We start from the raw sequence: 23,911 nt of genomic DNA, 5'->3' as shown, positions 1-23,911 counted from the left end.
CTGCCGAAGCGGCCTCATCGCCGCCCTCGCCCGATCAGATCCGCCGAGCTCGTCGACGGATGACACCCACTCTTTATTGACGGTGCTTACATCCCGGCCCAGGCTTGAGCCCGCCCATATGTAAGCACTGCTCACATGCAATCTACGGGAGCTACGCCCATGCCCACGCCCCAGCAGGACACAGCAGAGGTCGACCTGGGCGGCCGTACGGTCACCGTCCCGAAGGGCGGCCTGTACGACCGGTACCGGATGGACACCGACCTCGACGAAGTCGCCCGCGACCCCCGCGTCAGCGGCGTCGACTTCTTCCGCCGGCTGCCCAAGACCAAGGTCGACTCGCCGATCGGTGCCACACTCACCCCGAACTTCTACTACCGCATCTCGACCGCCCGGATCACGATGCTCGCCCGCTCCCGCACGATCCGTACCCGCCTGCCCGGGGAGCTGGCGCCTCTGGAGATCGCGCCGGGCCTCGGGCTGATCTCGGTCATGTTCTTCCGCTACGACGTGTGCGACATCGACTTCTACACCGAAGCCGCCGTCGGGATCGCCGTGAAGCCGGCACGGCACGGCCGGCTCGGCTTCTTCGACCTGGTCGCCGGTCTCAAGAACGAACACCTCGACTCCTACGTGCTGTCGCTGCCCGTGAGCACCGAGATCGCCCAGGTCCGCGGCCATACCGGCTACGGCTTCCCCAAGTGGGTCACCGCGCTCGACGTCGACATCGACGCCGCCCGGACGACCGCGCACGTGGCCAACGACGCCGGCGGGACCGACCTGTCGCTGCGGGCCACCACACCCGCCCAGACCGCCTACCCGAGCGGCAGGCGCGTCTCCAGCCTCACTTCGTACACGTCGATCGAGGGCGCGTGGCACTCGACGCTGAGCCAGACCAACGTGCTGTCGGCCGGGACGACGCGTTCGGCGCGCGGCGTCGCTCTGCAGGTCGGAGAGGGCCGCATGGCCGACGACCTGCGGTCGCTCAGTCCGATCAGGACCATTCAGTTCGACGTGGTGACCGAAGGCCAACTCGCCCTGCACATGCCGGTCCCGACCTCCGTGCAGAGCCGGATCTGAGGAGCCCCGCCATGGCCACCGACCACGCCGTTCCGTCGACCTCCGCCCACCGCTCCGTCCTACCCGCCTCCCTGACCTCAGCCCGGATCGAGCGGCTGGCAGCGCGCGTCGCGGCCGCGGCGGACGCGGCCCGCGTCACCACCAGCGCCCCGTACACCGGCGCCCCGCTGGCCGACCTGCCGGTCTCGACACCTGGGGACGTCGAGGACGCCTTCGCACGCGCCCGCATCGCCCAGAAGGCCTGGGCCGCGACATCGCTGAGCCGGCGCAAGAAGATCATGCTGCGCTTCCACGACCTGGTGCTCGCCCGCCAGGACGAGGTGCTGGATCTGATGCAGGCCGAGAGCGGCAAGACCCGCCGCGACGCGTTCCTCGAAGTGACCGACACCGCCATCACGTCCCGGTACTACGCGCGCAGCGCCGCCCGGTTCCTGGAGCCCAAGCGGCGTCGCGGCGCGATCCCGGTGCTCACCCACACCACCGAGCTGCGCCATCCCAAGGGCGTCGTCGCGATCGTCTCGCCCTGGAACTACCCGCTGAGCATGGCCGCCGGGGATGCCATTCCGGCACTGATGGCCGGCAACGCCGTCGTGCAGAAGCCCGACACCCAGACCGCGCTCACGGCGTTGTGGGCACTCGATCTGATGCACGAGGCCGGCCTTCCGGCCGGTGTGTGGCAGATGGTGGTCGGCCGGGGCAGTTCCATCGGCGGCGCGCTGATGGACAACGCCGACTACATGATGTTCACCGGCTCCACCGCCAGCGGGCGCAAGATCGCCCGCGACGCCGGGGAACGCCTCATCGGCGCGTCCCTCGAACTCGGCGGCAAGAACGCCATGATCGTCCTCGACGACGCCGACATCGAGAAGGCCGCCGACGGTGCCGTCGCCGCGTGCTTCCCCTCGACCGGCCAGCTCTGCGTCTCCGTCGAGCGCCTGTACGTCGACGAGGCCGTCCACGACCGGTTCGTCGCCGCCTTCGTCGCCCGTACGAAGCACCTGAAGCTCGGCGCCTCGTACGACTACGGCAGCGACGTCGGCTGCCTCACCAACCCCTCCCAACTGGAGACCGTCACCGCGCATGTCGACGACGCCGTCGCCAAGGGCGCGACCGTCCTCGCGGGCGGCAGGGCCCGGCCCGACCTGGGGCCGCTGTTCTACGAACCGACCGTTCTCGCCGGCGTCACCCCCGACATGACGCTGTGCGAGCACGAGACGTTCGGCCCCGTCGTGTCGGTCTACCCCTTCCGCGACGTCGACGAGGCGATCGCCCGGGCCAACGCCACGCCGTACGGCCTCAACGGCAGCGTCTGGTCCCGCAACGGAGCCCGGGGACGAGCCGTCGCCGCCCGTCTGCACGCCGGCACCGTGAACGTCAACGAGGCGTACGCCGCGGCATGGGGAAGCATCGACGCGCCGATGGGCGGCATGGGTGACTCGGGACTCGGCCGTCGTCACGGCGCCGACGGCATCCTCAAGTACACCGAACCGCAGACCGTCGCCCACCAGCGCGTCCAAGGATTCACCCCGCCGGCGCGCGTCTCGCCGGAGACCTGGGCGGCCCTCCTGTCCACCGCGCTGAAGGCCCTCAAGGCAGCCGGCGTTCGCTGAGGCGCAGACGTGGTGTCGAGCCCATGAGACAGGTGCCGGAACCGTCACCGCAGAAGGAAGAGATGGAAATGACCAAGGCCCTCTTCGTCGTGTCCGCGGCAGATCGCTGGACGCTGAACGACGGAACCGCCCACCCCTCGGGGTTCTGGGGTGAGGAACTGGCGATGCCGCACAAGATCTTCACCGAGGCGGGGTGGGAGATCACGATCGCCACCCCGGGCGGCAAGGCACCGACACTGGACAGGCTGAGCATGTCCCGTACCGCCGGTCTGCCTTCCAAGCTGCGTGAGGTCTCCCGGTACCTGGACTCGATCCGGAGCGAGCTCAACAGCCCTCGGGAGCTGGCGAAGACCGATCCTGACGATTTCGACGTGGTGTTCTACCCCGGTGGACACGGTCCCATGGAGGATCTCGCGGTCGACCCCGTCTCCGGCGCCCTGCTCAGCCGGGTGCTGCGCTCCGGCAAGCCGCTGGCGCTGTCTGTCCAACACCGAGGAGAAGCTCAACAGCTTCGGCCGCAGGGCTCCGTGGCTTCTGGAGGACCGTCTGCGCGAGGGCGGAGCGGACTACGTCAAGGCACGTCTGCCGCTGTTCCCGTTCGTGGTCGTCGACCGGAACCTGTACACCGGCCAGAACCCCGCGTCCTCCGAACGGCTCGCCAAGCGGCTCGTGGCGGATCTGACCAAGACGGCACGCCGAACGCCTTGACCCGGTTGCCGAGGCATCTCGTGGGAGGGTCGGCCGCCGGTCACGGCGGGAAGGTGCCTTCGCCGACCCTCGACAGGTGATTCACGCGGGTCAGGAGAGCACCTCGCTGCTCCGGCCGGCCGCGATCACGCGTCGCAAGGGCCAGGCGACAAGGAGCACCGACAGCACGAGCAGGCCGCTCACCCAGAGCGGTCCGGTGTCCCCCGCTGCGGTGGTGAGCGTCGTCGCGGCGACGAACGGCCCGACAGCGGCGCCGGCGTTGAGTGCGGCCGTCGCGTAGGAGCCGGCCATGGTGGGGGCTGCCGCCGCCTCGTAGAGGACGCGCGTGATCAGCGTGCTGCCCAGCGCGAACGACAGCGCGCCCTGGACGAACACGAGGCAGAGCAGGGCGGCCGGCTCGTGGGCCAGCACGGCCAAAGCGCCCCAGCCGGACAGCAGCAGCGGACCACCGACTGCGACGACGAGGCCGGGGCGCCGGTCGGACAGACGCCCGGCGACGGTCACCCCGACGAAGGAACCCGCGCCGAAGAGCACCAGGACGACAGGGACCCACAGCTCGCCCATTCCGGCGGTGCCGGTGACGACGGGGGCCAGGAAGGTGAAGCTCGCGAAGGTCGCCGCGTTCACCAAGGCTCCGAGCAGCAGGACCAGGAGCAGCCGCGGGCTCTTCAGCCGGGCCAGCTCCGATCGCAGGCCCGGCCTGTCGGCCGCGTCCTGATGCCCGCGGTGCGCCGGGAGACGTGTGAGGATGCCGATGGCCGCGGGCAGGCAGAGGGCCGCGACCGCCCAGAACGTGGCCCGCCAGCCGAGCAGTGTGCCGAGCAGTGTCCCCGCCGGCACACCGACGATCGTGGCCAGCGTGGTGCCCGACAGCAGCACGGCGAGTGCGCGCCCCTTCATGTCGGGAGAGACGAGCGTGGCGGCGGTCGTCAGGGCCACGGCGAGGAAGCCGGCGTTCGCGAGCGCCGCGATCGCCCGGGTCGCGAACAGGACCGCGAAGCTGGAGGTGACGGCGCCCACGGCGTGGGCTGCCAGGAACGCCAGCACGAACCCGAACAGGCTGGACCGTCCCGGCCGGTTGCGGGCGAGCCCGGCCATGAGGGGGGCACCCACGGTCATGCCGATCGCGAAGGCCGTCGTGAGCAGGGCTGCTGTCCCGACGGTGACGTCGAGGTCGGCGGCGATCGCCGGCAGGAGCCCGGCGAGCATGAATTCCGAAGTGCCCATGGCGAAGACCGCCATGGCGAGCAGGTACAACGGGAAAGGCATCGAGTGGCTCCGAGGTGAGGAGAAGCACGAGAAGGTCGTCTCGTCACCGCGGTCAGCGCCCACAGGCGTGCTCGTCCGGCCGCGGAACGCGGCGGGACGGCAGAACTACGAACTAGGAGTTCTGGGGGCTGACGGCGTGACCGAAAGCCCCCACCTCGGCTGACTCAGGGCTCGACATGGCCCGGACGGTACCCGACCGATGGCCGTCGTGGCATCTCGGTTTCAGAGCTGCCGGAAGGCGTCGCCGTCACCACTCCGCTTCGGGCCGCCGCGGCAAGCAGCGATCGAGGCTGAAGCACACGTGCTTCCGTAGCTGCGTGCCGTGTCGTGTCGTCGGCAGGGGTGATCACTGTGAGACCGACCCGACACTGCGGACCCACACGGGCAGCGGCACCATGTCGGGTTCGGGTCCAGTGGGCTCCGATCGGTCACGCACGCCTTCAAGGTCCGACCAAGTAACCGCGCCCGGCTCCCGGTCGCTCAGGAAGCCCTCGATCACCGCTCCCAGGTCGCCGGTCGGCACATACCCGCCGCCGAACGGCAGTTCATCTGCTCCCACAGATCCGGTCGAGCAACGCAGTTGCCCCGCCTGCTCGTCGTGCCACACGTAGAACGTCGCCGCTCCGGCGAAGCGCATCTCCCGGACGCGAAGCCGTATGCCTTCAGCAGTCCGCTCGAAGGCGGCGACCACCGCGGACACGCTCAGAGAGCGCTTGTCGTCGTCCCCGCCCAGCCGCCAGGTGTTGGTCTCCCACTCCACCCGGCGGTCAGCCGGCTCCAGCACCAGCGGCGCGTCCGCGATCTCAGCGATCCAATTCAACAGCACCTCGGCAGTATCCCGGAGTGGGTCGCACCGTTCCGTTGCGGTCAGAGAGTGACCAGCCGGACGAGCAACACCACCGACGTGCCCGCGGTGAGCACCGATCCCAGCACGGTGAACACCAGGTCGACCGCTGCTGTGTCCCAGCCCTGGATCGCGAACCGGCGGGGATCGGTCGGGTCGTATCGGACCGTGACGACGGCCCCCACACCGAAGCCGGCCCGGACGGACCCGCGACCGAGCCTCGACGAGTACGCGCACTCGCGGCCGTCGCCGGTCGTCCAGGCCGCGACCGGGTGATAGAACTTGCCGCCTTCGTCGTTCCGTCTGACGTCGTGGCGGACTATCCGGCCCTCCACCGTGACCCCCATCCGACGCAGCATGCCGGCACGGCGCAGTCCGTAGACGCCGAAGCCGAGGAAGACCACTCCGATCGTCAGCGGGATGAGAGAGAAGAGCCATTCGCGTTCCATGTGTTCTGCGACGCGGCCGTGAGGGTGCCGGTTGCACGTGACCTGGCGGTAGCAACCGACCTCACGACGACCTTCACACTCGGCTGCCGCAGGCCGACCGGGGCGGGACCCGTCCCGACGAACGAACTGCGGTCCGGCCGACGGGTGTTCAGGTCGACAGGACCGGACCGATTCCGCCGTCCTGGATGAAACGCGGGGGCCTTTCCGCCGCCCCGTCACCCTTTTCGGCATCTTCAAACCGGGAATCTGACGCGCTGAGATTTTGCCGTGACGGACTCCGTCGAAATCCATGAGATCTACAGGAGTGCAGAGCCTTCCGCAGGGCACACGAGGGCGCGGAGGTTGATGACAATGGTTCCTGTTCTTCTCGTTCTTCTGCTTGCCCTGATCCTTTTCGGTGCCGGTTTCGCGCTCAAGGCCCTGTGGTGGATCGCTGTCGTCGTGCTGGTCGTCTGGCTCCTCGGCTTCGTGGTCCGTCCTGCGGGCAGCGGCGGAAAGCGGGGTCGCTGGTACCGCTGGTAGGCGGGCCGGAGCAGCATTCACCAGGACGGGTGGGCCCCGACGTCTCGACGTCGGGGCCCACCCGTCTTTCGGTCATCCATATTCTTCGCGACGCGACGGTGTGATGCCCGGATCGAGGGGCACTCGCCCGCCTGAGAAAGCGTCACCGAATTTCGATGACGTCCATGACGACTCCGCGGCTCGACTGCGGCGGAGCGAAGAATTTCGATGAGGGAGCCGATTCATGAGTGACAACATCTGGGGCTACCAGCCGACCACCGGCCACGTCCCCGGCACCGACCTGATCGGATACAAGGTCGAGGCCACCGACGGCAGTATCGGCAAGGTCGACAAGCACTCGGACGACGTCAACTCCTCGTACCTCGTCGTCGACACCGGCGTATGGATCTTCGGCAAGCACGTCCTGCTGCCCGCCGGCACCGTGAGGACGGTGGACCAGGCCGAGCGCAGGATCTATGTCGACCTCACGAAGGAGCAGATCAAGGACTCTCCCGAGTTCGACAAGGACAAGCACGTCGGCGACGCCGGCTACCACGAGCAGGTCGGCGGCTACTACCGGAACCACCGCGCCTGACCGCGAAGAACCAACCTGGGTGGGGCCCGCCGGAGACACTCCGACGGGCCTCCCTTCTGGCCGGCCTCGCCGTCACCGGCAACAAGGTCAGGGACCGAGGCGTCAGCCCCGACCGCTCACGAACAGGCTCTGCACACTGCGCCCGATCGCACCGCGGGTGTCGTGGAGCGCGGCCTCGGCCATCCCGATTCCGTCGGCGTCGATGTCGGTACGTGCGTCGAGGCACACCCACTCGCCCAGGGGATACCGGTGCAGGTGCACGGTCAGATCAGGGTTGATGAACACGTGCGTACCGAAGTCCAGGACGTTGCTCAGCCCATTGCCCGAGTCGGCCGCCACGAGCACCCGGTCCGACGGCAGAGTCTTCTCCCCCGCCACCAAGGGCACCCGCATCCGCATCCAGCACGTGGCCGGTCCGTGCTCGAGGAAGGCGCCCGCCGCGAAGCGGCATTCCATTCCCGTGTGGTAGCCGACGTCCCACGGCACGGGGAAGAACGGCTCCGAGCGTGACGCGTCGGGCGACGGTACGGCAGGGACGTCGTCCGTCGCCGGTACGGAACCGGGGTCGGTCCGGATGCGCAGCGCCCTCGCCCGCATCACTTCGTCGCCCGACTCGGCCGTCAGCGTGGCCTCGACGAACTCGACGCTGCGCCCCTCCTTGATCACCCGGGTGGCCACGGACAGCGGACGCAGCGGCACCGGGCGGGGGATCTCGAAGGTGATGCGGGCAAGACGCATGTCCTCGCGGGCGCCGGGGCGCAACTGCACGGCACGGCCCAGGAGAGCTGCCGGCGGTCCGGCGTGCTGGGAGTGCTCGTCCCAGGGTCCCCGGGTGTAGGCGGTGGGGACGAAACGCTCCTCCGCCACCTGCTCGAAGAACGCCTCGGCATCGCTGACCTGGCCGACCACGGTTCCCGCCCTCTCCGGCCGCTGAGGCCTGTCCGATCACCGGTGGATCAGCCACTCGGGGTGCCAGCCAACCAACACCGTGAAGCTTGGTCAACACCGGGCCGCCGGCTGTCCGCACCGCGCGGACCCTGTGTGACGGTGCGACGGAGCAAGGGCGGCCCGCTTTTGGTCCGCCGCACCGGACCGGGACCGTGTCGCAGGTCACACGACCCCTTTCAGTTAACGTTGACTAACCTGGCTTGGCGGCCCGGCTCCGCCGCCCCGCCCGGAGGGCACCGGGCTCGCCGCGGCAGCGACGCGTACCGCACGAAGGGACGAACACGGTGGCCACCGACATGGAAGTGACGTACCAAGGCACGGTGTACCCGTGGCACTGCGACCACATGGGGCACATGAACGTCATGTGGTACGTCGGGAAGTTCGACGAGGCCACCTGGTCCCTCTTCGCCCGCATGGGCATCACGCCCGACTATCTGCGAGAGCAGGAGCGCGGCATGGTCGCGGTGGATCAGCGCATCTCCTACCGGCAGGAGGCACTCGCCGGAGATGTGGTGCTGGTCCGCTCCGCGCTGCTGGAGGCGCGCAGCAAGGTGATCCGCTTCTGTCACCGGATGGAGAACGCGACGACGGGCGACACCCTGGCGATCACCGTGCTGACCGGCGTCCACCTCGACAGGACGACACGACGCTCCTGTCCGCTGCCCGACGAGCAACTCGCCCGCGCCAAGGCCATGGTCACCGAGTTCGATCCCGGCATCTGACCGCGGAGCGCCGTCGTCCGAGGGCCGCCGAGTCGGCCTCCGAGACGGGCCGACTCGGCGCGGCCCGCCGACTGCGCCGGGCAAGCTCAGGACGAGGTCCTGGGGCGAGTTCGGCACAAGTGGCGTCCGCGGAGACGTCCGGAGGAGCCCCGGAGAGCCGTCCCTGTACACACGACTGACAAGAAGCTGTCACACACGGACCGGAATGCCGGTTCGGACGTCGACGGTTTTCATTGGCATGACTGTAGGAGTAGCGCTCAACGCATCCGGCGCGGAGAACCAGGTCGACGCCTCCGTGCGGCTGGCCGAGGAGGCCGCGGCGGCCGGCCTCCGGTCGGCCTGGTTCGGGCAGACCTTCGGCGCGGACTCACCTCAACTAGCCGCCGTCGTCGGGCGCGAGGTCCCCGGACTCCATGTGGGCACCTCCGCGATCCCCGTCTTCGGCCGGCATCCCCTGGTCGTCTCCAGCCAGGCCCAGACCGCCCAGGCGGCCACGCACGGCCGCTACCACCTCGGTCTCGCCCTCGGCACCAAGCTCCTGACCGAGGGCGGTTTCGGGCTTCCCTTCGAACGGCCCGTCGCCCGTCTGCGCGAATTCCTCATCGCCCTGCGCCAGTTGACGCGGACCGGTACCGCCGACTTCCACGGTGAACTGCTCACCGCCTCCACACCGATCTCCGCACGCGTGCCGGGCGCCGAGAGCGGCGTTCCCCTCCTCGTCGCCGCGATGGGGCCGCAAGCACTGCGGGCCAGCGGTGAACTGGCGGACGGGATCCTGCCGTACCTCGCGGGCCCTCGCGCCCTGGAGAACCACATCGTTCCTGCGCTCACCGCCGCGGCGCAGGCCGCCGGCCGCCCGGCGCCCCGGATCGTGGCCCTGATGCACGGCGTGGTCACGGACGATGTCGACTCCGTACGGGAGAAGGCCACCGAACAGCTCGCGTTCTACGAACAGATCCCTTCCTACGCGCGGGTCATCGAACTCTCCGGTGGCCGACGGGCGTCCGACGTGGCCGTGATCGGCGACGAGAAGACCGTCGCGGACGAGGTGCGGCGCTACCGGGACGCCGGGGCCACGGAGGTGGTGTTCTCGGGCTCGGAGATCGCCGGAGAAGCCGACCGGAGGCGCACCTGGGCGCTCCTCGGCGAACTGGCCGGGTGAGCGGACACCGGAACCGGACGCCGCGACGAACTGCCGGACGGCGGAACGACGGCAGAGCACTCCTCGACAGAAGACGCGCACACCGCTGCGGGGCCGGTCCCCGCGAGACGAAGGAGTATTGATGACCACTCAGGTGACCTCGGCAGACCTTCAGGCCTTCACCGAGGACTGGCTGGACTGGTACCGGACGCAGGAAGAACGGCTCGCCGACCCGCACGGGTTCCTCGCGATCACCGGGCTGTACTGGCTCGACGACCGGCCGCAGCGTTTCCCGGACGCCCCGGGCACGTGGAGGACGGGCTCCGACGGCGTCTCCGTGGCCCTCGACGACGGCGAGGAACTGGTCGTGGAGGGAAGCCAGGTGCGCGGGGAGCACCACTTCGGTGTGCTCCCCGAACGCGGTGGCGTCAACGCCGTGTGGGGGAACGCCGTGATCGAAGTGGCCAAGCGCGGCGGGCACGACATCGTGCGTCCGCGGCACCCCGACGCACCGCTGCGGACCGCCTTCGCCGGGACGCCCGCCTACGCACCGGATCCGCGCTGGGCGTTGACGGGCCGCTACGTCGCGTTCGACGAGCCGCGGCCGACCACGGTGGGCGCCGCGGTCGAGGGTCTGGAACACGTGTACGACGCGCCGGGCCGGATCGAGTTCGAACTGGACGGCCGTTCCCTGTCCCTGACCGCCTTCCCGGGCCATGCTCCCGGCAGCCTGTCGGTGCTGTTCACCGACGCGACCTCCGGGGTCACCACGTACGCCGCCAATCGTGTCGTCGGCGTCGAGCCGCCCGGCGCGGACGGGACGGTCGTCCTGGACTTCAACCGCGCGGCGAACCTTCCGTGCGCCTACACGGACCTGGCGACCTGCCCGCTGCCGCCGGCGGAGAACCGGCTGCCGGTGCCGATCGAGGCCGGTCTGAAGATTCCCCGCGAGCGGGGCGGCGCCTGAGCACACGCGATCGGCCGCGGCGGCGGGCCGGGGGACCGCCGCCGCGGCGCGCTTCTCAACAGAGGGGCACTCCGGGGAGCTGGGCCGCCGGGTTGTCGATGTAGATGTTGCTGATGAAGCCGTTCTGGTCGCGCAGCTTGCTCCACCAATTGTTGGTGTAGCCCTCGGCGTTGACCGTGTCGCCCTGCTTCTGGCACAGGACGCGGACGCTGGTGGGTCCGGCGAGGGTGGTGACCACCGGCGAGCTCAGATGGGCGTCGCTGCGCACGCGCACGCCGCTGCCCCAGGTCATGAAGGGCGTGCCGGCGCCGCCGCAGCCGTTGTCGCTGGTGAGGAAGTACTGGTTGTAGCTTCCGGGGTAGGCGAGCGCGGCGCCGTTGATACGGATGTCCTGGCCGACCCCGTTGTAGAGCTGCTCGTAGTGGATGTGCGGGCCGGTGGAGTTGCCGGTGCTCCCGGTCGTGCCGATCTGCTGGCCCTGTTCGACCTGTGCGCCGTCCGCGACGGAGAACGCCGACAGGTGGAAGTAGTAGGTGCGCCAGCCGCCGCCGTGTTCGACGGACAGGTAGTTCCCCGCGCCGTTCGCTTCGTAGTGGCGGTACGCGGTGCCCGTGGCCGAGGCGAGGACGGGTGTTCCGTTCGTGGTGCCGCCGTCGGCGCGGACGAAGTCCAGGGCACGGCGGACCTCACCGGAGTGGTGGCTGTAGGTCCACTTCTGGCCGCAGGGATAGGGGGCCTTGAAGTCGGGCGCCGCCAGGGTCGTTCCACCGGTCGAGGCGCCGGCCGGGTGGACCGGTCCGAGCAGGAGTCCGACCACGGCCAGGAGGGTGGTGACGGCCGCGGTCCATAGGCGTCTGAGGGGCATGCGCGAGTCGCTCCTTCGTGTGGGGGAGAGCGGAGGGGGCTCGATGTCCGGGCGGACGCCGGATCGCGGCACAAGGTAGGAGCGGTCCGGCTCTCAGGACAAGGCACCGGCCAGGTCTTTCGCTCACAATGCAATGTCTTGCACACGACAAGTTCGGCCGTCCATCATGCAGCCGGGACAGGGCCAACACCCGTATGTACAGGGCTGGTTGGTGTTCGGTAGGCGGAGCGGACGAAAGGCGTGGGAGTACCTGCGCGCCGAGGTACGCGATCCGGCCCCCCGGACTCCGGCCTGCCCCACCTCATGGGTCCGGCCCTCGCCCCGCTCCTCCCCCGGCCTGCGACCGTGTGCTCCGGCGCCCGCGCGGCAGCGGCCGAGTCGCCCCCAAGGCACGGCACTTCATCCGACTCGGGCGTCGGAGACAGGGCACCCCACATGTCCTCCCCACCACGTGTCAGACGCACGCGCGCACTGTTCGGCCTGGCTCTGGCCGCCACCCTGGTCATGACAGGGCAGTCGGCCGCCGCCGCTCCCCCGCCCTCGCACGACACCTCCGTGAACGGGGCGTTCGCGCGAGCGGCGACCGCGTACGACGTGCCCCGCGATCTGCTCGTCGCCGTCGGCTACGCGGAGACCCACCTCGACGGCCATCGAGGGCTTCCCAGCCAGGACAACGGCTACGGAGTCATGCACCTGGTCAGCAACCCCGGTCGGCACACGCTGGAGCAGGCCGCCCGACTCACCGGCGCCACGGTCCCCGTCATCGAGCACGACACTCCCGCCAACATCACCGGGGCGGCCGCCGTGCTGCGCGCCATGGCCGACGAGGCCGGCCTCAAGGCGACCGACCGGCGGCGGCTCGGCTCCTGGTACCAGGTGACGGCCCGCTACGGCGCTCCGGACACCGCGCCGGCGGGGCGCCTGTACGCGGACACGGTCTACGGCCTGCTGCGTGACGGAGTCCGCGCGGACGTCGCCGGCGAGCCGGTCAGGACGACGCCTCACCGAGTGCGGCCGCAGCGCGGAAGCCTCGCCGAACCCGACCGCCAGGGGCTGACGGCAGCGCCCGACTATCCGTCGGCGTTGTGGGCTCCGGCCTACTCCGGCAACTACTCCGCCGGCCGCGGCGCGGCGATCACCACCGTGGTCATCCATGTCACGGAGGGCTCGTACGCGGGGGCGATCAGCTGGTTCCAGAACCCGGCCGCGGAGGTGAGCGCGCACTACGTGATCCGCTCCTCCGACGGCCAGGTCACCCAGACCGTCCGCGAGAGCGACACCGCCTGGCACGCCCGTTCGGCCAATCCCTACTCGGTCGGCGTCGAGCACGAAGGGTATGTCAGCGACCCCTCGTGGTTCACCGACACGCTGTACCGTTCCTCGGCCGCGCTCACCCGCTACCTGACCGCCAAATACGCTATTCCGCGGGACCGTTCGCACATCGTCGGCCACAGCGAAGTGCCGGGGAACGACCACACCGATCCCGGTCCGCACTGGGACTGGGCGTACTACATGAGCCTGGTCCGCGGCGACGGCGACAGCGGCACCACACCCTTCCCCACATGGGGCAGCGATGTGAGCGTCCGTCAGCAGCCGACCACCGGCTCGACACGCGTGGCCACACTCCCCGGACCCACGACCGTACGCGTCAAGTGCCAGGTCCACGGCCGGCTCGTCGACCACCAGGGCTACAGCAACGACGCCTGGTCCTACCTGCCCGACTACGGCGGCTACATCTCCAACATCTTCATCGACGTCGACGACGCCTGGCTCCCGGGAGTATCCACATGCTGACCTCTCACCCGCGGTACGAGGACCCCACCGCACGCCGCAGAACGCTTCCCGTCCGCACGCTGAGCGGCGTCGCGTGTCTGCTCGCCCTCGCCGCCGCGCTGGGAACCGCGCCCGCCGCGGAAGCCGCCACCGCACCCGCCGCGCCGTCCGCCGTGTCGTGGCACCCGGACCTGTCGCGGCCCGGCACCGACGACGTCAATGTGCTCCACGACGGCAACGCGTTGCGCGTGGACGACCGTTCCCTCAGCCCGGCGTCACTGGAACGGCACCGCGGCTACGCGTCCGCCGTACTGGACGTGCACCACCTGGACCGGCCGGTGGACCTGATCACCGCGGACGTCGACGCGGCCCTTCCGAGCGGGGCCGGCGTGGTGGTCGACGTGCGGGGCCGCACCCCGGACGGCACCTGGACCGAGTGGCGGGAAGTGACCGCCGACGCGCCGGCCCGGCTGCCGCGGACGGTCGACGACGTACAGGCCCGGCTGACCCTGTGGACCGGAAAGTCCGGCGCCACACCGACCGTACGCGGCCTGACCCTGTCGGCGGACAGCGCCGGCACAACCTCCTCGCAGCTCGCGCAGCCCACAGCCGCGGCCTTCTCGTCCCGCGTGTACGCCACGCGCGAGGGTCTGGTGGGCGGGACCACCGCCAACGGCCATGTCATACGCAGCAACGACCACTTCGTGGCCCTCCCCTCGCGCCGCGCCCTGTCGCCCAACGGCAGCGACCAGTACTCGGTGCAGGTGTGCGGCCCGGTCCGCTGCGAGACCGCGCCGGTGTGGGACGTGGGCCCCTGGAACACGCACGACGACTACTGGAACACGTCCGCGCAGCGCGAGCAGTGGAAGGATCTCGCGCGGGGCCTGCCCGAGGCCCAGGCCGCCTACCAGAACGGCTACAACGGGGGTCGCGACGAGTTCGGCCGGCAGGTCGCCAACCCGGCCGGCATCGATCTGGCCGACGGGACGTTCTACAACATCGGCCTCAACGACAACGGCTGGGTGACCGTCACCTACTTGTGGACCGACGGTGGCGGCGACACCAAGTCCTTCCCGACCTGGGGAACGGACGTCAGCATCCGGCAACAGGCGACCACCGGCTCGACACGCGTGGCCACACTCCCCGGACCCACGACCGTACGCGTCAAGTGCCAGGTCCACGGCCAGCTCGTCGACTACCAGGGCTACAGCAACGACGCCTGGTCCTACCTGCCCGACTACGGCGGCTACATCTCCAACATCTTCATCGACGTCAGCGACGCCTGGCTCCCTGGCGTCCCGAACTGCTGACGACACCTCGCGCAGGACAGCAGGTCAACCGGGGGCGGCCGACGTGTCAGGGGCCGCCCCCTCCAGCAGCGCCCGTCCCAACGGCGTCCGGCGGTGCAGCACCCGATTCCCCTCGCGGCGCGTCGAGACAAGTCCCGCCTCGCGCAGCACCGCCGCGTGCCGGCTCGCCGTCGACGGCGCGAGCCGAAGCGCCCCGGCCACCTCGGTCGTCGTCATCGGCGTCCGGAGCAGATCGAGCAACTGGGCCCGGGAGGCACCGATCAGATGGGCCACCGACGGCGTCGCCGCTCCCGCGCGCAACCGGGGCAGCCAGCCGGGATCCGGATGCAGCGGATGCACCAGCACCGGGGGCAGCGCCTCGTCCACCAGGGCCAGCGGCGTCCGCACGCAGAAGAAGCTCGGGACCAACGTGAGCGTCCGTCCGCCGAGTTGAAGCGACCGGGCCTCCGGGTAGGGGGTGGTGAGCCGTGTTCCGCGCAGATGCCACCCGGGTAACTCGGCGTAGCTCGCCAGCAGTCCCTCGGCGCCACCGCCCAGCGCCGCCTCGGCCCGCCGCGCACGATCGTCGGCGACCCTCGCCCTGATCGCCGCCGCGTACGGGGCCACCGCCACGGCGTGATAGCGACGCAGCGTGGTGCCGAGCCAGTGCAGGGCACCGACATCGCCGGTGGCCACCCAGCGCACACTGCGCGGCAGGGGTCCACGCAGATCCCGGCACAGGCGCGTCAGTTCGGCGGCCAACCTGCGTCTCGGGGTCGACAGCACGCAGTCGACACTCTCCTCCACACCTGTGTCACCGCGGCCCGGAGTGAGGAAGTCGGGGAAGTATCCCGTGGGCGGGCACAACGGCATCAACGCCCGGACGTCGTCGGCGAGTCCCGTGCGGTGCAGGGCTCCCCGCACCTCACGCCGCCATGTGTCGTAGGCCAGCGACTCCTGCCGGTTCTGCAGGAGTTGCAGGCTCAGTGCCGCCTCCCAGAGCGGGTCCGCCCCACGGGCGACCCGCACTCGGCCCAAGGCCCCGCCACCGAAGTCCACTTGAAGCACGGAACTCGCACCCCCTCGGCGGAACCGCGGCGGTCGCGGAACCCGCCGTCACTCTAGTGACCCGCCCTCCGGACCGGCCTGAAACTCGGCACCGACCACGCGCACCGTCGGGACGGTGCTGGTCGAGAGCGCGGAGCCTGGTCAGGAACGGGACGGTGGCGAGGTGCCGGCCGCGACGTGACGCTCGCGGGTTCGCGTCCCGTGGCCGCACCGGAGCGAGTGCTCCCGCGGGTCAGCGCCCGACACGCTGCGTCCTGCTGACCCATTCGGCCAGCGTGAGCTCACCCGCGAGAGCAGCACGCTCCGGGCTGCGCCGACGCGGCGGCACGTGGACGGGCGGGTCGTCCTGACCGCCATGGGCGAGGACGTCGCGGAGCAGGGCCAGGTGGGGCGCTGCCGGTGCGGCGACGACGTGGTCCTGGCGCCGGGCCTCGCAGGACGTGCGCTCGCCCAGTGCGCCCGCTCGCGGAGCGATGCCGCAGACGCGGGCGCCGGTCACGAATCCGGAGGGTCCGGAGGGGGACGCATGCCTGCTGGTGGGCGTGCCGCCGTGGTTCCTGTTCCTGCAGTGGGCCTGGTTCATGGTGAAACCTCCGTTCAGGGTTCCACCTTGACTCATGGACCGTGCGCTCCGCGTCGTCCCCGCGCAGCGACTTCTCCCTACCGCTGCCGTAGTAGGCGTCGGGCCGGACTACCACCGCGGCAGAAGTACGGGCACCTCGGCGGGCCCTCTGCCGCGGTCATGCGTCGACCGGCGTCTGCCCCGAGCCGGGCACCGGACTGACCAGTCCGCACTGATAGGCGATCACCACGAGCTGGGCGCGGTCCCGGGCCGCCAGTTTCGTCATGGCCCGGTTGACATGGGTCTTGGCCGTCAGCGGGCTCACGAACAAGTGCTGGGCGATCTCCTCGTTGGACAGGCCCTGCGCGACGAGTCTCGTGACATCGCTCTCGCGGGGTGTCAGGCATTCCAGCCGTTCGTGCACGGCTGTCGGGCAGGACTGCGGCTGCGCGAGAAAGCGGGTGATCAGCGCTCGCGTCGCCGAGGGAGACAGCAGCGCCTCACCGGCCGCGACCGTGCGGACCGCGTCGAGGAGCTCCTCAGGGCTCGCACCCTTGCCGAGAAAGCCGCTCGCACCCGCGCGCAGCGCCTCCGCGACGTGCTCGTCCTCCTCGAACGTGGTCAGAACGAGTACTTTCACGCTGCCGAGGCCCTCCGACTCGCTGATGAGCCGGGTCGCCTCCAGGCCGTCCATCTCGGGCATGCGGATGTCCATCAGGACGACGTCCGGGCGCTGCGCCACGGCCAGTTCCACCGCTTCGTGCCCGTTGGACGCCTCGCCCACGGTCTCCATGTCCTCCGTGGCGTCGAACAGCATCCTGAACGTGCCCCGCAGCAGGGCTTGGTCATCGGCAAGCAGTACGCGAATCGTCATGGTCCTCTCTCCGGTCCCGTGCCTGGCCGGCCCGCAACGGAAGTTCCGCCGTCACGCTGAACCCGCCCTCGGGGCGCGGACCGGCGTGCAGCCTTCCGCCCACCGTGGCCGCCCGCTCCCGCATGCCGATCAGTCCGTGCCCCGTGCCCGCGTAGACCTGCGTGGGACCGGCGGCCCCGTCGTCCTCGATGGCGATGGTCAGCCGTTCACGGTGGTAGTGCAGGAAGAGCCTCGCACGGCCCGCCCCGGCGTGCTTGTGCACATTGGTCAGGGACTCCTGGACGATGCGGTACGCGACCAGGTCGACAGCCGGCTCGAGCGGCTCGGCCGTCCCGGACAGGACCTGGCTCACCGCGAGCCCCGCGCGTTCGAACGACGCCAGCAGGGCCGGTACCTCTGCCAGCCCCGGCATGGGGCCGCGCGGCGCCACGGGATCGCCGGACTGCCGCAGCAGGCCCACCGTCACCCTCAGCTCGTCGAGCACGGAACGGCTGGTGTCGCGGATGTCCTCCAGGGCCCTCAGGATCTGTTCCGGCCGCTGCTCCACGAGATGGACGGCCACGCCTGCCTGAGCGTTGATCAGGGCGATGTGGTGGGTGACGATGTCGTGCAGCTCGCGGGCGATGCGGACCCGTTCGGCCGCCACCCGCTGCCGGGCCTCCTGTTCACGGGTGCGCTCCGCGTGCTCCGCGCGCTCCTCGACCGCCGCCACGTAGGCGCGGCGGGAGCGCACCCCGTCCCCGATGGCGGCGGGCAGGGCCGTCCAGGCCAGCATGGCCACCTTGTCGGGCTCGAGCCAGGCGCTGGAGGCGAACATCGTGTCGGTCCCCACCAGCACGGCGGCCGCCGCGGCGGCCGACAGCCAGGCACTGCGCCGGTCGGTCCGCACGGCCATGTTGTAGACGGACACCAGCACCGGGCTCACCACCAGGGGGCTGTCCCGGAAACCCAGAATCTGGAAGAGCGCCCCGCAGCACACGGTGACGACCAGTACGCCGACCGGGTGACGTCGCCGCCACAGCAACGCCCCGCAGCCCACGGTCGCCAGGACGACGGCGGACCACCGTAACGAGAACAGGTGCTGGTGCGGTTCGATGGACGCGGCCGCGACGGAGAGCACGAGCAGAACGGCCACGGCCGCGAAGTTCACCGCTCGGCCCCGGGCTCGTCCTCCCCGTCTCCAGCCGTTGATCACCGCCATGTGACAACGGTAGGGGCGACGGACCGATCAGGCATCGGCACGCCCGCCCGCGTCCGGCCCCAGCCCCGCCGTCCGAAGCTGGAGGTAACGGCGCTCGGGCACGCTGAGCGTGGCCGAGGCCGCCGCCTGGTACGCGGCCCGGGCGCCTTCGACGTCCCCGGCCCGTTCCAGGAGGTGTGCCCGGACGGCCTCCATCCGGTGTGTGCCGGACAGGGTGCCCTCCGACTCCAGCTCGGCCAGTCGGTCCAGGCCCGCCCGCGGGCCGTGCACCATGGCCACGGCGACGACGCGGTTGAGCTCGACCACCGGGCCGGGCGCCAGGCGCGCCAGGAGGTCGTACAGGGCCAGGATCTGCGGCCAGTCGGTGTCCTCGGCGGTGGGCGCCTCGTCGTGGACCGCGGCGATGGCGGCCTGCAACTGGTACGGGCCGAGCGCGGTGGTGGTAAGAGCCTGGGACACGAGCGCGACGCCCTCGTCGATGGCCTCGTGGTTCCAGCGGCCGCGGTCCTGCTCCGTCAGCGGGACGAGTTCGCCGCCCGGTCCGGTACGGGCCGCCCGGCGGGCGTCGGTGAGCAGCATGAGCGCGAGCAGGCCGGTCACTTCGCCGTCCTTCGGCAGCAGACGGTGCACGGTGCGCGTCAGCCGGATCGCCTCGGCGGAGAGCTCGGCGCGATGGAGCGACGTGCCGGAGGTGGCGGTATGGCCCTCGTTGTAGATCAGGTAGAGGACCTGGAGCACGGCGCTCATACGGTGCGGCAGATCGGTGGGCTCCGGTGGCCGAAAGCGTCCGCCTGCGTCCTTGACGGTCTTCTTGGCACGGCTGATCCGCTGGCCCATGGTGGTTTCCGGGACCAGGAAGGCACGGGCGATCTCCGCCGTGGTCAGGCCGCCCACGGCGCGCAGCGTCAGAGCGATCTGGGACGGTCTGCTCAGTGCCGGATGACAGCACAGGAAGAGCAGGAGGAGGGTGTCGTCCTCGGACGCGACGCGGGATTCGTCGAGGGCCGGAGCGTGGAAGTCGTCGCACGGTGTGAGCGCCGCCGCGGTCTCCTCCCGGCGCCGCCGCGCCTCCTCGCTGCGCAGCTGGTCGGTCAGCCGGCGCGATGCCACCCGGATCAGCCAGCCGCGCGGATTGCCCGGCACACCTTCCTCGGGCCACTGCTGGGCCGCCGCGAGCAGCGCCTCCTGTACGGCGTCCTCCGCCGCGTCGAAATGGCCGTACCGGCGTACGAGTGCGCCGAGGACCTGCGGCGCGTTGTCGCGCAGCAGGTCCTCCGTCGCGTCGGGCGAACTCACGCTCCAGTGGGCGCTTCCATGATCGGCCGGATCACCACGTCGCTCCGGGGCGCTCCCTCGGGCACAGGACAGGCGTGCACGCGCTTGGCGATCTCGGTGACCCGCTCGGTGTCGGCGCAGTCCAGTACCCAGTAGCCGGCGAGCACCTCCTTGGTCTCGCCGAACGGGCCGTCCGAGACGACCGGCGCCCCGTCGGCACCCGAGGTGATCACGACCGCCTGCCGGGGCTCCGACAGGCCCTGGCCGTCGACCATCTCGCCGGACTCGATGAGCTCCTTGTTGAGGGTCTCCATGTACTGGAACATGGCGCCCAGCTCCGCCTGCGTCCAGGCCGGGTGCCCGGGGCCGGCCTTGCCGTTCATGGACTCGTAGTCGGCCTGATTGCCGTAGATCATCACCAGGTACTTCATCGGACTCTCCTCATGCATCGGCGGGGCATCCCGGTGGGGGCGCCTCTCGCAGGAGACGTCGGAGCCCGTCCGCCGTTCTCGACATGTGTCCGCAGATCTTTTTTCAGCGGCCACGCCCGGGCTCTCTCCTGGCTCCGCGGGCACGCGCGAGGGCGTCGCGGGCCTGCACGGCGCGGTCCTGTGTGAGGCGGTAGAGGTCCAGGCCGGACCGCTGCTCGGCCGGGTCCTCCAGCAGAGCCCGCAGCACCTGTCGGGTCTGAAGGGTCATGCGCGGCATACCCATACGCGTACGCTACAGAGCCCGTACGGAGGCTGCCCAGAGGAAGCAGCGGCGCACAGATGCCTTCGTTGCCGTGGACGTGCCGGGCTTCCTGCGCCCGTGAGCGGGACGTCGACTACGCCTTGAGAGCGACGTCGTCCCGGAGTATGGAGTACATGACCATGTCCCGCCAGGCGCCGCCGCGGAAGCAGGCCCCGCGCAGGACCCCTTCGCGACTGAAGCCGGCCGATTCCAGTGCCCGCTGCTCCGCGACGTTCGCGAGCTCCGTGCTCGCCTCGACCCGGTTGACCTGAGTATGGGCGAACAGGTACTCGGCGAGCTCGCGTTGGGCACGCTTGCCGAACCCCTTGCCCCGCTCGGCGCTCAACAGCGCTATGCCGATGTTCCAGCACGTCGAGGCCGGGCCCTGCAGGACCTGACGCCACTGCACCTCACCGACGAAGCGGTCGTCGCCCGCGACGATGGCGAGCCGCCCGCCGCCCGCGGTGATGAAACCCTGCTCGGCCCACATCCGGCGCAACTGGCCGGTGTTGCGATAGCCGAAGAACCCGAGCTCCCCCGCCTCCGAAGGGTCCTCGTAGAGACGCTCCAGCAGGGCGAGGTCATGTTCGGCAACGGGTCGGAGATACAGGGGTTCGGCCATGGCGCCAGAGTAGCCAGCGGTCTGCGGTGGTCCGCAGGGGGGACCTGGCTGCAACCAGAGGCACCACGACGGCGGGGGCAGGTCGAGCCGCGATCGCACCAGCGTCCATGTTTTCCGGGCCTCACCTACTACGTCACCGGCCGGGCACCCAGGACCGCAATCACCCGGCCATCGGCTCGACCAGGAGGACGACCCGATCGGCCTCGACATCGAAGCCGAGCACCGGATTTCCGTGGCCTCAGGTGAACGACGGTCGGTGGGCCTGCCACCGCGGCGGCCGCCGGCGTGCCCCGCAGGCCGACGGCCCAGCCGCTATCCCCGCTCTCCGGGCACCGCCGTGACGTGTCCGGCCTCCGCCGAGGTCTCCGCAGCGGAGGTGGTGACCACCTTGGAGCGTCGGCCGTCCCGGTCCATGAGGCCTCCGGTGAAGGCGAGACCGAGGCCGGCCACGGCGAGTGCCGCGCCGACCAGGTTGGGCGAGGCCCAGCCCCAACCGGCCGAGATGGCCAGACCGCCGAGCCAGGCGCCGCCCGCGTTGGCCAGGTTGAAGGCGGAGTGGTTGGAGGCCGCCGCCATCGTCGGAGCGTCCTTCGCCTTGGCCATCAGCAGCATCTGGACGGGCGTGGTGATGAGGGCGCCCATCGCGCCGATGAAGGTGATCGTCACCAGAGCCGGCACAGTGCTGTGCACGGTGAAGTAGAAGGCCACCAGCCCCGCGGCGAGCAGCGCCAGCCCCGCGTACAGCGTCGGTCGCAGGGCACGGTCCGTGAGGGGGCCCGCGACCAGCGTGCCGAGCGTCATGCCGACGCCGTAGAGCGCGAGGACCAGGGTGGTCGAGGAGTCGGAGATGCCCGTCAGGTGCGTCAGCATGGGCACCAGGTAGCTGTAGACGGCGAAGAATCCGCCGAAGCCGACGACGGCCGTGCCCAGGCCGATCGCGACCTGCCTGTTGTTCATCGCCCGCAGCTCGTGCTTGATCCCGGACTGCCGGCCGCGAGGCTGGTGCGGAACGAAGACGGCCAGCGCGGCGAGAGCGACGAGGCCGATGACGGCGACCGCGTAGTAGGCGGACCGCCAGCCCAGCTGCTGCCCGAGGGCGGTGCCGGCCGGGACGCCGACGATGTTCGCGATGGTCAGTCCGAGGAACATCTTCGACACGGCCCGCGCGGCCCGTTCGGGGGCGACCAGCCGAGAGGCGACCACGGCGCCCACTCCGAACAGCGCTCCGTGCGGCAGACCTGCCAGGAAACGTGCGGCGAACAGCAGACCGAAGTTGGGTGCGAGCGCGGACGCGGTGTTGCCGATGACGAACAACCCGGACAAAAGGAGCAGAAGTCGCTTGTGGGGTATGCGCGCACCGATGCCCGTCAACACGGGGGCGCCGACGACGACGCCGAGGGCGTAGGCCGAGACGAGATTGCCAGCGTGCGGTACGGACACACCGATCCCGTCGGCGATCTGGGGCAACAGCCCCATCGTGGCGAACTCGGTCGTGCCGATGCCGAACGCGACAACGGCCAGGGCGAGCAGGGCCAGTGGCATGGTGCGGTAGAGCCTTTCGAAGACAGCGGTCCAGGGGTGAGGAAGCCGGGGGACGGCGAGATCGTCTCCGGTCTTCCGCGGCCGGTCGCGCTGAGCTCCATTGCCCGGCGCGCCCTCAGAACAGGGCAAGCCCAGGACAATTACAGCAGCCGAAAGATGCCGCACATTCCAAGATCGAGCCGCACGGTCTCGTGACCTGCGTCATGTTTCATCGGACCGCTCTCCTCGAGCCCGCTCGCACCGCGGCCACCGCGGCCACCGCGGCCGGAGCGGCGGGCCCGGCACCGGTTCACCTACGGCCCCGCGGACCGGACACCGTCCGGGCCTGCCGACCTTCGGCCGGGCCGCGGATCGCCCCGTCCGTGCGGGGGACGCGGGCCCGTTCCCGCAACACGTCGAAGGCGTTTACCCCCGCAGCCCCGTGGAAGAGTCCAGTGCCACGTACGGTCAAGCGATCGGCCGACCCTGCCATGACGAGTGCTGCACCTCACCCGGGTGGAGCCGGCCTCTTCGACGCCCTCGCCGGAACAGGAGCACGCCATGCGCCTCTACGCCCAGACACCAGCGCGTCGAATCCGTCAGGTGCTCGCGGATCTGATCGCCGTGGCGCTCATCGCGCTCGCGGTGAAGTTCGCCCTGGTCGTCCGCGACGCGATCATGCTGCTGGCCGAGCCGGGGCGGAAGGCGGAGAGCGCGGGCGACAGCCTCGCCTCCGGTCTCGGTGACGCGAGCGAAGCGGCCTCGAAGGTGCCACTCGTCGGAGATACCCTGAAGAAACCGCTCGAGTCCGCCGCGGGCGCCGGCACCAATCTCTCCGACGCCGGACAGTCGCTGCAGGACACGGTGGGACACGTGGCCAACCTGACCGCACTCGCCCTGATCGTCCTCCCCGTGGCCTTCGTCCTGGTGCTGTGGCTTCCCCCGCGACTGCTCTGGATCCGGCGGAGCGTCACCACCCGGCGTCTCCTCGACGCCCCCGGAGGCGCCGACCTCCTCGCCCTGCGAGCACTCACCGGACCGCTGCGCAGCCTCAAGGCGGTTCCCTCCCCGCCCGGCGGCCTCGCCGACGCGTGGCGTCGCGGGGACGGGCAGGCGATCGCAGACCTGTCCGAGGTCACCCTCAGGCGGGCGGGTCTGCGTCCCTGACGGGTCCGGAGTGGGCTTGCGCCCCTGTCCGGCCGCCCTTCACCGGCGAGGCCGTCGCCGGCCCTCTCCCCCTGCGCGCCGTCGTCGCCCAGGACGTCGCACCAACACCAGACACCTGGCACCAGACACCA

24 protein-coding genes and 1 pseudogene are annotated in these 23,911 nt (G+C 70.6%); 11 read left to right on the top strand and 14 right to left on the bottom strand.

Annotated elements, in window-relative coordinates:
- The first annotated feature begins 159 nt into the window (after window positions 1-159).
- The 3 genes and pseudogenes from ABEB03_RS25260 (at window position 160) to ABEB03_RS25250 (ending at window position 3,395) form a co-directional block, all read left to right on the top strand.
- Window positions 160-1,077 (top strand): acetoacetate decarboxylase family protein, encoded by a 918-nt coding sequence (locus tag ABEB03_RS25260; protein WP_345653762.1) that lies wholly within the window; start codon window positions 160-162, stop codon window positions 1,075-1,077.
- An 11-nt stretch (window positions 1,078-1,088) separates the two neighbouring features.
- A complete protein-coding gene (locus ABEB03_RS25255; RefSeq protein ID WP_345653759.1) occupies window positions 1,089-2,687 on the top strand; it encodes a succinic semialdehyde dehydrogenase in 1,599 nt (532 codons plus the stop codon).
- Between the two features lie 68 nt (window positions 2,688-2,755).
- Window positions 2,756-3,395: pseudogene (locus ABEB03_RS25250) on the top strand (type 1 glutamine amidotransferase domain-containing protein).
- A gap of 90 nt (window positions 3,396-3,485) precedes the next feature.
- On the opposite strand, the gene ABEB03_RS25245 reads toward ABEB03_RS25250, so the two are convergent.
- From ABEB03_RS25245 to ABEB03_RS25235, 3 genes are all read right to left on the bottom strand, one after another.
- The gene (locus ABEB03_RS25245; RefSeq protein WP_345653756.1) at window positions 3,486-4,664 is read right to left on the bottom strand and encodes a Cmx/CmrA family chloramphenicol efflux MFS transporter; all 1,179 of its coding nucleotides are present in this window, start codon (window positions 4,662-4,664) and stop codon (window positions 3,486-3,488) included.
- A 346-nt stretch (window positions 4,665-5,010) separates the two neighbouring features.
- The gene (locus ABEB03_RS25240; protein WP_345653753.1) at window positions 5,011-5,490 is read right to left on the bottom strand and encodes a hypothetical protein; all 480 of its coding nucleotides are present in this window, start codon (window positions 5,488-5,490) and stop codon (window positions 5,011-5,013) included.
- Window positions 5,491-5,531: 41 nt separating this feature from the next.
- Window positions 5,532-5,957: a DUF3592 domain-containing protein gene (locus ABEB03_RS25235; RefSeq protein WP_345653750.1), complete on the bottom strand. Its 426-nt coding sequence runs from the start codon at window positions 5,955-5,957 to the stop codon at window positions 5,532-5,534.
- A 351-nt stretch (window positions 5,958-6,308) separates the two neighbouring features.
- On the opposite strand from ABEB03_RS25235, the gene ABEB03_RS25230 reads away from it, so the two are divergent.
- Both ABEB03_RS25230 and ABEB03_RS25225 read left to right on the top strand, forming a co-directional pair.
- Entirely contained in the window at window positions 6,309-6,479 is a 171-nt protein-coding gene (locus ABEB03_RS25230) for a hypothetical protein (RefSeq protein ID WP_028799949.1), read from the top strand.
- 223 nt (window positions 6,480-6,702) lie between these two features.
- Complete coding sequence (locus tag ABEB03_RS25225; protein ID WP_345653745.1) at window positions 6,703-7,053, top strand: PRC-barrel domain-containing protein; 351 nt, start codon at window positions 6,703-6,705, stop codon at window positions 7,051-7,053.
- Between the two features lie 102 nt (window positions 7,054-7,155).
- Here the strand turns inward: ABEB03_RS25225 and ABEB03_RS25220 are convergent, their stop codons facing one another.
- Entirely contained in the window at window positions 7,156-7,962 is an 807-nt protein-coding gene (locus ABEB03_RS25220; RefSeq protein ID WP_345653742.1) for a thioesterase family protein, read from the bottom strand.
- Window positions 7,963-8,285: 323 nt separating this feature from the next.
- On the opposite strand from ABEB03_RS25220, the gene ABEB03_RS25215 reads away from it, so the two are divergent.
- From ABEB03_RS25215 to ABEB03_RS25205, 3 genes are all read left to right on the top strand, one after another.
- Complete coding sequence (locus ABEB03_RS25215) at window positions 8,286-8,723, top strand: acyl-CoA thioesterase (protein WP_345653739.1); 438 nt, start codon at window positions 8,286-8,288, stop codon at window positions 8,721-8,723.
- 238 nt (window positions 8,724-8,961) lie between these two features.
- The gene (locus ABEB03_RS25210) at window positions 8,962-9,885 is read left to right on the top strand and encodes an LLM class F420-dependent oxidoreductase (protein WP_345653736.1); all 924 of its coding nucleotides are present in this window, start codon (window positions 8,962-8,964) and stop codon (window positions 9,883-9,885) included.
- 121 nt (window positions 9,886-10,006) lie between these two features.
- Window positions 10,007-10,831, top strand: coding sequence for a DUF1684 domain-containing protein (locus ABEB03_RS25205; RefSeq protein ID WP_345653733.1), 825 nt, complete (start codon window positions 10,007-10,009; stop codon window positions 10,829-10,831).
- 55 nt (window positions 10,832-10,886) lie between these two features.
- Here the strand turns inward: ABEB03_RS25205 and ABEB03_RS25200 are convergent, their stop codons facing one another.
- Window positions 10,887-11,696 (bottom strand): M23 family metallopeptidase, encoded by an 810-nt coding sequence (locus tag ABEB03_RS25200; RefSeq protein ID WP_345653730.1) that lies wholly within the window; start codon window positions 11,694-11,696, stop codon window positions 10,887-10,889.
- A gap of 435 nt (window positions 11,697-12,131) precedes the next feature.
- Between ABEB03_RS25200 and ABEB03_RS25195 the strand changes: the two genes are divergently transcribed.
- On the top strand, window positions 12,132-13,490 hold the full coding sequence (locus tag ABEB03_RS25195) for an N-acetylmuramoyl-L-alanine amidase (RefSeq protein WP_345653727.1): 1,359 nt from the start codon (window positions 12,132-12,134) through the stop codon (window positions 13,488-13,490).
- Window positions 13,484-14,779, top strand: coding sequence for a hypothetical protein (locus ABEB03_RS25190; RefSeq protein ID WP_345653724.1), 1,296 nt, complete (start codon window positions 13,484-13,486; stop codon window positions 14,777-14,779). Before ABEB03_RS25195 ends, ABEB03_RS25190 begins: the two co-directional genes overlap by 7 nt.
- Window positions 14,780-14,803: 24 nt before the next feature.
- Here ABEB03_RS25190 and ABEB03_RS25185 read toward each other — a convergent pair whose 3' ends face one another.
- The 9 genes from ABEB03_RS25185 to ABEB03_RS25145 all read right to left on the bottom strand — a co-directional run bounded on the left by ABEB03_RS25185 (window position 14,804) and on the right by ABEB03_RS25145 (window position 22,634).
- Entirely contained in the window at window positions 14,804-15,826 is a 1,023-nt protein-coding gene (locus tag ABEB03_RS25185) for an ArsR/SmtB family transcription factor (protein WP_345653721.1), read from the bottom strand.
- Between the two features lie 232 nt (window positions 15,827-16,058).
- Window positions 16,059-16,409 carry a hypothetical protein gene (locus ABEB03_RS25180; protein WP_345653718.1) on the bottom strand — a complete coding sequence of 117 codons (351 nt, stop codon included), beginning with the start codon at window positions 16,407-16,409 and terminating at the stop codon, window positions 16,059-16,061.
- 157 nt (window positions 16,410-16,566) lie between these two features.
- Window positions 16,567-17,262: a response regulator transcription factor gene (locus ABEB03_RS25175; RefSeq protein WP_345653714.1), complete on the bottom strand. Its 696-nt coding sequence runs from the start codon at window positions 17,260-17,262 to the stop codon at window positions 16,567-16,569.
- On the bottom strand, window positions 17,234-18,463 hold the full coding sequence (locus tag ABEB03_RS25170) for a sensor histidine kinase (protein ID WP_345653710.1): 1,230 nt from the start codon (window positions 18,461-18,463) through the stop codon (window positions 17,234-17,236). Before ABEB03_RS25170 ends, ABEB03_RS25175 begins: the two co-directional genes overlap by 29 nt.
- A 27-nt stretch (window positions 18,464-18,490) precedes the next feature.
- Complete coding sequence (locus ABEB03_RS25165; RefSeq protein ID WP_345653707.1) at window positions 18,491-19,759, bottom strand: RNA polymerase sigma factor; 1,269 nt, start codon at window positions 19,757-19,759, stop codon at window positions 18,491-18,493.
- Window positions 19,756-20,169, bottom strand: a complete 414-nt coding sequence (locus ABEB03_RS25160) for a YciI family protein (protein ID WP_345653704.1) — start codon at window positions 20,167-20,169, stop codon at window positions 19,756-19,758. The genes ABEB03_RS25165 and ABEB03_RS25160 overlap by 4 nt, the downstream gene beginning before the upstream one ends.
- Window positions 20,170-20,272: 103 nt before the next feature.
- Window positions 20,273-20,452, bottom strand: coding sequence for a hypothetical protein (locus ABEB03_RS25155; RefSeq protein WP_345653701.1), 180 nt, complete (start codon window positions 20,450-20,452; stop codon window positions 20,273-20,275).
- A gap of 112 nt (window positions 20,453-20,564) precedes the next feature.
- Window positions 20,565-21,092 (bottom strand): GNAT family N-acetyltransferase, encoded by a 528-nt coding sequence (locus tag ABEB03_RS25150; protein ID WP_345653698.1) that lies wholly within the window; start codon window positions 21,090-21,092, stop codon window positions 20,565-20,567.
- Between the two features lie 312 nt (window positions 21,093-21,404).
- Window positions 21,405-22,634, bottom strand: a complete 1,230-nt coding sequence (locus ABEB03_RS25145) for an MFS transporter (protein WP_345653695.1) — start codon at window positions 22,632-22,634, stop codon at window positions 21,405-21,407.
- 540 nt (window positions 22,635-23,174) lie between these two features.
- On the opposite strand from ABEB03_RS25145, the gene ABEB03_RS25140 reads away from it, so the two are divergent.
- Window positions 23,175-23,780, top strand: a complete 606-nt coding sequence (locus ABEB03_RS25140) for a hypothetical protein (RefSeq protein WP_345653692.1) — start codon at window positions 23,175-23,177, stop codon at window positions 23,778-23,780.
- Window positions 23,781-23,911: the final 131 nt, after the last annotated feature.

The sequence above is a fragment of the Streptomyces siamensis genome (genome assembly GCF_039543605.1).
GTDB lineage: Bacteria > Actinomycetota > Actinomycetes > Streptomycetales > Streptomycetaceae > Streptomyces > Streptomyces siamensis.
This window is presented reverse-complemented; position numbering and strand designations above follow the sequence as displayed.

Coding starts and splice junctions, on each gene's coding strand:
- ABEB03_RS25260 (WP_345653762.1), top strand. CDS start 160: ATGCCCACGCCCCAGCAGGACACAGCAGAGGTCGACCTGGGCGGCCGT.
- ABEB03_RS25170 (WP_345653710.1), bottom strand. CDS start 18,463: ATGGCGGTGATCAACGGCTGGAGACGGGGAGGACGAGCCCGGGGCCGA.
- ABEB03_RS25150 (WP_345653698.1), bottom strand. CDS start 21,092: ATGGCCGAACCCCTGTATCTCCGACCCGTTGCCGAACATGACCTCGCC.
- ABEB03_RS25180 (WP_345653718.1), bottom strand. CDS start 16,409: ATGAACCAGGCCCACTGCAGGAACAGGAACCACGGCGGCACGCCCACC.
- ABEB03_RS25205 (WP_345653733.1), top strand. CDS start 10,007: ATGACCACTCAGGTGACCTCGGCAGACCTTCAGGCCTTCACCGAGGAC.
- ABEB03_RS25245 (WP_345653756.1), bottom strand. CDS start 4,664: ATGCCTTTCCCGTTGTACCTGCTCGCCATGGCGGTCTTCGCCATGGGC.
- ABEB03_RS25225 (WP_345653745.1), top strand. CDS start 6,703: ATGAGTGACAACATCTGGGGCTACCAGCCGACCACCGGCCACGTCCCC.
- ABEB03_RS25195 (WP_345653727.1), top strand. CDS start 12,132: ATGTCCTCCCCACCACGTGTCAGACGCACGCGCGCACTGTTCGGCCTG.
- ABEB03_RS25235 (WP_345653750.1), bottom strand. CDS start 5,957: ATGGAACGCGAATGGCTCTTCTCTCTCATCCCGCTGACGATCGGAGTG.
- ABEB03_RS25145 (WP_345653695.1), bottom strand. CDS start 22,634: ATGCCACTGGCCCTGCTCGCCCTGGCCGTTGTCGCGTTCGGCATCGGC.
- ABEB03_RS25190 (WP_345653724.1), top strand. CDS start 13,484: ATGCTGACCTCTCACCCGCGGTACGAGGACCCCACCGCACGCCGCAGA.
- ABEB03_RS25155 (WP_345653701.1), bottom strand. CDS start 20,452: ATGGGTATGCCGCGCATGACCCTTCAGACCCGACAGGTGCTGCGGGCT.
- ABEB03_RS25255 (WP_345653759.1), top strand. CDS start 1,089: ATGGCCACCGACCACGCCGTTCCGTCGACCTCCGCCCACCGCTCCGTC.
- ABEB03_RS25200 (WP_345653730.1), bottom strand. CDS start 11,696: ATGCCCCTCAGACGCCTATGGACCGCGGCCGTCACCACCCTCCTGGCC.
- ABEB03_RS25210 (WP_345653736.1), top strand. CDS start 8,962: ATGACTGTAGGAGTAGCGCTCAACGCATCCGGCGCGGAGAACCAGGTC.
- ABEB03_RS25140 (WP_345653692.1), top strand. CDS start 23,175: ATGCGCCTCTACGCCCAGACACCAGCGCGTCGAATCCGTCAGGTGCTC.
- ABEB03_RS25160 (WP_345653704.1), bottom strand. CDS start 20,169: ATGAAGTACCTGGTGATGATCTACGGCAATCAGGCCGACTACGAGTCC.
- ABEB03_RS25230 (WP_028799949.1), top strand. CDS start 6,309: ATGGTTCCTGTTCTTCTCGTTCTTCTGCTTGCCCTGATCCTTTTCGGT.
- ABEB03_RS25175 (WP_345653714.1), bottom strand. CDS start 17,262: ATGACGATTCGCGTACTGCTTGCCGATGACCAAGCCCTGCTGCGGGGC.